Source organism: Silvanigrella sp., assembly GCF_044369315.1.
Taxonomy (GTDB): domain Bacteria; phylum Bdellovibrionota_B; class Oligoflexia; order Silvanigrellales; family Silvanigrellaceae; genus Silvanigrella.
This window is the reverse complement of the sequence record NZ_JBIPMD010000189.1, coordinates 1-6,792: the sequence shown is the minus strand read 5'-3', so window position 1 is coordinate 6,792 and position 6,792 is coordinate 1. Positions and strand designations below refer to the sequence as shown.

7 protein-coding genes and 1 riboswitch are annotated in these 6,792 nt (G+C 31.3%); of the genes, 2 read left to right on the top strand and 5 right to left on the bottom strand.

What is annotated here, in order from left to right; genetic code table 11:
- Positions 1-105: 105 nt before the first annotated feature.
- Positions 106-690 (bottom strand): FAD-dependent oxidoreductase, encoded by a 585-nt coding sequence (locus ACIQ56_RS13080; RefSeq protein WP_397601499.1) that lies wholly within the window; start codon positions 688-690, stop codon positions 106-108.
- A gap of 22 nt (positions 691-712) precedes the next feature.
- Positions 713-2,362, bottom strand: coding sequence for a phosphomethylpyrimidine synthase ThiC (gene thiC, locus ACIQ56_RS13075; protein WP_397601498.1), 1,650 nt, complete (start codon positions 2,360-2,362; stop codon positions 713-715).
- Positions 2,363-2,514: 152 nt separating this feature from the next.
- A riboswitch (TPP riboswitch) is annotated at positions 2,515-2,620 on the bottom strand.
- Between the two features lie 35 nt (positions 2,621-2,655).
- Here thiC and thiD point away from each other — a divergent pair.
- Complete coding sequence (gene thiD, locus ACIQ56_RS13070) at positions 2,656-3,483, top strand: bifunctional hydroxymethylpyrimidine kinase/phosphomethylpyrimidine kinase (protein WP_397601497.1); 828 nt, start codon at positions 2,656-2,658, stop codon at positions 3,481-3,483.
- A 102-nt stretch (positions 3,484-3,585) separates the two neighbouring features.
- Positions 3,586-4,278 carry an MBL fold metallo-hydrolase gene (locus ACIQ56_RS13065; protein ID WP_397601496.1) on the top strand — a complete coding sequence of 231 codons (693 nt, stop codon included), beginning with the start codon at positions 3,586-3,588 and terminating at the stop codon, positions 4,276-4,278.
- Positions 4,279-4,281: 3 nt separating this feature from the next.
- Here ACIQ56_RS13065 and cspE read toward each other — a convergent pair whose 3' ends face one another.
- From cspE to mnmG, 3 genes are all read right to left on the bottom strand, one after another.
- On the bottom strand, positions 4,282-4,500 hold the full coding sequence (gene cspE, locus ACIQ56_RS13060) for a transcription antiterminator/RNA stability regulator CspE (protein WP_397601495.1): 219 nt from the start codon (positions 4,498-4,500) through the stop codon (positions 4,282-4,284).
- Complete coding sequence (locus tag ACIQ56_RS13055) at positions 4,493-5,332, bottom strand: substrate-binding periplasmic protein (RefSeq protein ID WP_397601494.1); 840 nt, start codon at positions 5,330-5,332, stop codon at positions 4,493-4,495. Before ACIQ56_RS13055 ends, cspE begins: the two co-directional genes overlap by 8 nt.
- A 150-nt stretch (positions 5,333-5,482) precedes the next feature.
- Positions 5,483-6,792, bottom strand: a 1,310-nt coding sequence (gene mnmG, locus ACIQ56_RS13050) for a tRNA uridine-5-carboxymethylaminomethyl(34) synthesis enzyme MnmG (protein ID WP_397601493.1), incomplete at its 5' end; no start/stop codon positions are given.

The window sequence follows — 6,792 nt, the reverse complement described above, 5'->3', positions numbered from 1 at the left end:
CAATGGCTTCAATTAATTTGTTACCTTATTAATCGCACTGCTTACTTCCACGCTGATGGCTAATCTTTACGTGGGTGAGATTCGCACTCACTGGTTCTTACGCACTTATCTTGGCGCACCATAATTATCTTCGTTTGTGGATATTTTATTTTTACTAAAATGGATTACTTTCGTATTTGTAAAAAAGTTTAAATTATTTTTCTTAAAAAATAAATTACTACGTTCAATAAATAATCTTGGATCTATACTTGCTTCATTGGGTAAATAATATCCTGCGGAGTAATTTTCAGAATAATGTCCAATGAATTGTTCTTTATTCACATCATTAATGTCTTTATAATTAATATTGATATTTCTCATTTTAAGACGACTTAGAGCATTGTCTAATTTGTATTTTTCTCTATAAAGAGCTAAATGAGCTGTCCCTTGCCGCATAAAGAGATCGCTCGATTGTATGGAGTTTAATATTTCGGGCCATAGATCTAATGAGTATAATCCTAATTCAAAAACCAGATCTGTTGATTCAATTGCTTCCGACCAAGGCGCAATCATTCCTGCTGCTGTAGCAGCACAGGAATGAGTTGATAAAATGTCATCTTTTTCAAAAAGAGAAATATGATAATTTTTTTTTAGAAGTTCAATTGCTATAAGGCGCCCCATAATTCCAGCACCCATAATTCCAATTTTCACTTATGTTACCTCTTTCTTTTTACTACTTTTTTTCATCGTAAATTTGAGAACTGATTCTCATAGAACAAAATCGGGGACCACACATGGAGCAATATGGAGTATGTAAGTTTTTTTCCTCTGGTAAAGATTCATCATGATGTTTTCGTGCTGTTTCAGGATCTAGTGATAAATGAAATTGATCTTCCCAGTGAAAATGGTAACGAGCGAATGATAACGCGTCATCTCTACTTCGTGCAGCGGGATGTCCTTTAGCAAGATCCGAAGCATGAGCGGCTATTTTATAAGCAATGAGACCTTGTTTTACATCATCTTTATTGGGTAAACCCAGGTGTTCCTTTGGTGTAACGTAACAAAGCATAGCGCACCCATACCAGCCTATCACAGCAGCACCAATTGCGCTTGTAATATGATCGTAGCCAGGAGCAAAATCGGTTGTTAGAGGTCCAAGAGTATAAAAGGGAGCTTCATGACAATATTCAAATTGTTTTTCCATATTTTCTTGAATCAAATGTAAAGGAACATGGCCTGGTCCTTCAATCATTGTTTGTACATCATAATTCCATGCTATTTTTGTAAGTTCACCAAGGGTTTTTAGTTCTGCAAATTGGGCTTCATCATTTGCATCGGCAATGGAGCCAGGGCGTAAGGCATCTCCAAGAGAAAATGAAATATCGTAGTGACGCATAATTTCACAAAGCTCTTTAAAATGAGTATAAATAAAATTTTCTTTATGATGTGTTGTACACCATTTTGCCATGATGGCTCCGCCACGAGAGACAATTCCAGTCATTCTATTTTTGGTTAATTGCACATGAGGTAACAAAATACCGGCATGTACTGTAAAGTAATCAACCCCTTGTTCTGCTTGTTCTATAATAATATCTCGATATACATTCCAATTTAAATCTTCAATAATCCCTCCAACTTTTTCTAATGCTTGGTACATGGGAACTGTTCCAACGGGAATAGGTGAATTTCTTAAGATCCATTCTCTTGTTTCTTTAATATTTTTTCCTGTAGAAAGATCCATTATTGTATCTGCACTCCATCGAAGAGACCAAAGTAACTTTTCTATTTCACCTTCTATCGAAGAATGAATTGCAGAATTTCCTATATTTGCATTTACCTTTGTTAAAAAAGATCTCCCAATAATCATGGGCTCAACTTCAGGATGATTTATATTTGCAGGAATAATGGCTCTCCCATTTGCAATTTCTTTTCGAACAAATTCTGGTGTAATTATTTCTGGAATAGTAAAATTTTTATTTCTACTTTTTAAACGATTTTCTCTTTCTAAGTTTTTTTCAAATAAAGTTTCATTTTTTTGCGATTCTCGGATGGCAACATATTCCATCTCTTCAGTAATAATTCCTTTTTTTGCATAAGACATTTGACTGGTAGAACCCTGTATTGGGTTTCTTTTTAATAGCCATTCTTTTCTTAAAGGGTATAATCCTTCTTTAATATTAATATTGATATCTTGATCTGAATAGGGACCAGAAGAATCATAAACATATAATTTTTTTTCTGTATCTTTTTTCTTATTTCCTAATATTTTTATTTCTCGCATGGGAACTTTTATATTATTTATAGATCCATTAATGTAAGTTTTTTTACTTTCTGGCTGGTCTTTAAAAATTTCTTTTGGATTAAAATTATCAAAAATTTCCACCTGGTGATTCCTTTATTTAAAAAATATTTTAGAAATCCAGCTAAATTTATGGAAAAGAAAACAAAGATGTGTTTAATTGATTTTAGGTAAAATTTTTGCTTTTGCGTCGAATGCAAAATAAAATTTTTGAAATGTTTTTGTAAGACTTTATTAAACAAAACTTATCACTCTTCCTACGCTGGCATAATCCAGATCAGGTTCCAAGAGTTTAGCTGAAATAGCAATCTCAGCCCGGTAAGGGCTCCTCTGGTGATCACGAATTTTATAACTTTAATTTTTTAGGATGTCTAGTCATGAAAATCGAAGACGACTACAAACATTATGATAAAGCCTTAACGATCGCAGGTTCAGACTCGGGTGGAGGAGCAGGAATTCAGGCAGATTTAAAAACATTTCATGAATTTAAGTGCTATGGAGCTTCTGTCATTACAGCTGTTACTTCTCAAAATACTTTAGGTGTTTATGCAATACATGAGACTCCAAAAAATATCATCATCTCTCAATCAGACTGTGTTTTATCCGATATTGGATTTGATGCAATTAAAATTGGGATGCTTTTTTCTAAAGATATTATTGAAATTGTTACAGATAAATTATTATCTTATTCTTGTAAAAATATAGTTTTGGACCCTGTTATTTTTTCAAAAAATAATTTTAAATTAATTGAAGATGGTGCTTTGGAAAAATTAAAAATAAATTTATTTCCAATTACAGATATTTTAACACCAAATTTACCCGAAGCGGAACTTATTTTAGGAAAAAAAATCAATTCATTAAATGAAATGAAATATGCTGCTATCGAATTATTATCTATGGGCCCTAAATCGGTCATTATTAAAGGAGGGCATTTTTATCATTCATCGGTTTCTCCTGATTGTATGGCGATGCGTGAAAATTCAAAAGTAAAAATTTTATGGTTAGAATCAAATAAAATAGAAACGAAAAACTCTCATGGAACAGGTTGCACTTTTTCTTCTGCTATTACTGCGCATTTGGCAAAAGGTTTTTCAGCAGAAGAGTCCTTTCGAGCGGCTAAAAAGTATATAACAAATTCTCTATTAAAAGGATCTTTGTATAAGATAGGAAATGGAATGGGGCCTGTTTGTCATTTTAACGACTAGTTGAAAAATAATTATGAAAAAATAAAATATATAAATTCTTTTTTGCCAGATAGATAATTCCATTATATATTGTTTTTATAGTCTAAAGAGCAAGGAGTTTTTATGGGCGTAATATTTAGGCAAATAAAAGATCTCACATCATCAACTTATACCTATATTATTGGAGATTCCCTTACTAAAGAAGTCGCAATAATAGACTCTGTACGAGAAAATGTGAATGAGTATAAAGATTTGTTATTTAAAAATGATTGGAATTTAAAATATTTAATTGAGACGCACACTCATGCAGATCATATTACGGCTATCCTGCAACTTAAAAAACATTTTCCATTTTCGGAAGTGATTGTAGGAAAATTTTCGGAAGCTATCTATGAAGTTACAAAATTAAAAGATAAAGATCATCGAAAAATTGGAAGTTATTCAATTCAATTTTTTGAAACTCCAGGCCACACAAAAGATTCTATTTCTATTTTGTTTGATAATAATCGTTTAATGACGGGTGATTGTTTATTTATTGGTTCTTGTGGAAGAACTGATTTTCAGCAAGGAAGCATAAAAGATATGTATTTTTCTTTAAATAAAATCATGGAATTACAAGAAGATACTTTAATTTATCCTGGGCATGACTATAACAACCGATTTATTTCAAATATTAAAGAAGAAAAATTATTAAACAAAATGGTTAAACTTATAAATTATGATGATTTTGAAAAAGAATTAAATTCGTGGAATTTGCCACCACCAAAAAAAATAAGTGAATCAGTACCCGCAAATATTTTAGGTGGTTTGGAATGAATTTTACATGGGAACTACATTGACTGCAGAAGGGCCTTTTTGTCCTTGTTGAATTTGAAACTCGACTTTTTGTCCTTCAGCGAGCGATTTAAAGCCATTGCTATTGATGGCTGAAAAGTGAACAAAAACATCTTTAGATCCATCATCAGGTGTAATAAAACCAAATCCCTTAGTTTCATTAAACCATTTTACTGTTCCTTTTATTTTAACACTACTATCCATATTTTTCGAACCTCCAAATGATACTGTAATCAGTATATATAAAATGATTTGTTTTGTAAACGATTTTCATTTTTTTAAAATTTATTTTAATAGCAAAAAAGCATAAACTATTTTGCATTTTGATAGATTCTGTTCTCAGTTTTTTATTGAGAGCTTCTAGTTCTCCACTTTTATTCATTTTTTCAACTACGACAGCAACTTTATCTGCAATATTTTTGTAGTTTTTATTTATATAATGATACAAATCTATTCTGCCTGTTAAGGGTAAAGATAATGGTTTAATTTTGTCGCTTAGTTTTAATCTTTTTAAAATAATTAAAGCATTATATTCATCGGTAATAAATAAATCAATACGGTCTTTCAAATTCATTTCTATCAATTGTTCTAATGTATTGACTGAAAATACATTTGGCATATTTTTTGTTGCTTTTTCTACATAAACAGAGCCTTTTATGATGCCAATTCTATATTGTGAAATAGAATTCCACCCATCAACTTTTATACTATTATTATTTGAAAATGCTTTCAGTTGCATATAATTTATAGCGGGTGTGATTCGAATTAACATGGGATGTTCTTCCCCAAAGGAAAAAGGTCTATGAACTTCGGCAACCACTCTTCCTTGTGTTACTTCTTCAATAGCTCTAAAACCAGGTAAATCTACAAAATAAACATTTATATTTAATTTTGAGTAAATTTCTTTTAGAATTTTCGAACCTAAAATTTGATTTTCCGTGTACATAATTTTAGCGATATCAATATTGCCTTGATTTTGGGAATACGATTTTTGATTAAATAATAATAACATAAGACTAATCATTAATATTTTCATGAATCACCAATAGATTTGATAAGTTTAGGTTTATATATAATTTCTAATATAAACCTAAACTTATCATATTTTAATTATTTAATGAGATAATTTTTTGGCAATATAAAAATAAATAATAAAAAAGAAGGAAAAAAGAAACTCTTTCTTTCCTTATAAGGACTGTTCTAAAGTTGTTTCTTTTGTCTTTTTAATCATTCTTTCTCTGTCGATCATGGTATGTAATAATGTAACTGCTGCTGGAGTGATACCACTAATTCTTGATGCTTGACCAAGTGTACTTGGATTATGACGTTTTAACTTTTCTACAACTTCACGCGAAAGACCGCTCACTTTACTATAATTAAATTCTTTTGGAATCCATACATGATCAAATGTTTTTAATTTGTCGCTTAAAGTTTCTTCTCTTTTAATATACCCATCGTATTTTACTTCTATTTCAAGACATCTTAAAATACGAAGATCATAATTTGAAATAAGACCCGAATCTCTTAAATTACGTATATTTGTTTCTGGCCTTTTTAAATAAGCTTCTAATGTTACATTAGTGGAGACTTCAGGTAATTGAAATGAAGTTAATTTTGCATTTAATTCAGGCGTAGGATTTAACCAAATTCCTTTAATGCGTGCTCTTTCTGATTCCATTTTTTGAATACGATCTTTAAACTCAACATAGATCTCTTCGTTAATAAGTCCAAGTTTTTTTCCATATTCGGAAAGTCTGGCATCAGCGTTGTCTTCTCTTAATTTTAATCTATTTTCAGCACGACTTGTAAACATACGATAAGGTTCATTTGTTCCAAGAGTTGTAAGGTCATCAATTAAAACGCCAATATAGCTTTCTGATCTGCTCAAAATAAAAGGGGCTTTCCCATCTGCTTTTAAAGCGGCATTAATTCCTGCAATTAAACCTTGGGCAGCAGCTTCTTCATATCCTGTTGTGCCGTTTAATTGTCCTGCAAAATATAAATTCGCAATTTTTTTTGTCTCTAGAGTGGGGTGTAGTTCTGTAGGTTGAACATAATCATATTCAATCGCATATCCTGGCTTCATAATAATGACATTTTCAAAACCAGCAATTGTCTTTAAAAAGGCTTCTTGAACGTGAATAGGCAAACTCGTGCTGATTCCATTTGGATATATTTCGTGAGTTTGATAGCCTTCTGGTTCAATAAAAATTTGGTGGCTGATTCTTTCTGGGAATTTAACAACTTTATCTTCAATACTAGGGCAATAGCGAGGCCCAATGCCTGTTATGATTCCACTATATAATGGAGATAAATGCATGTGGTTACGAATGACTTCATGTGTTTTTTCATTGGTATGAGTAATGTAACAAGGAACAAGTTTTTGGTTCATTTCTTTTGTTCGCATGCTAAAAGGAACAAAATCAGGATCGCTATCTTGTCTCTCTAGTTTTGAAAAATCAATAGAACGGGCGTCTAGGCGTGGAGTAGTCCCTG

Bases quoted from the DNA above. Each gene is read 5' to 3' on its own strand.
- thiD (WP_397601497.1), top strand. From the start codon at position 2,656: ATGAAAATCGAAGACGACTACAAACATTATGATAAAGCCTTAACGATC.
- ACIQ56_RS13065 (WP_397601496.1), top strand. From the start codon at position 3,586: ATGGGCGTAATATTTAGGCAAATAAAAGATCTCACATCATCAACTTAT.
- cspE (WP_397601495.1), bottom strand. From the start codon at position 4,500: ATGGATAGTAGTGTTAAAATAAAAGGAACAGTAAAATGGTTTAATGAA.
- ACIQ56_RS13055 (WP_397601494.1), bottom strand. From the start codon at position 5,332: ATGAAAATATTAATGATTAGTCTTATGTTATTATTATTTAATCAAAAA.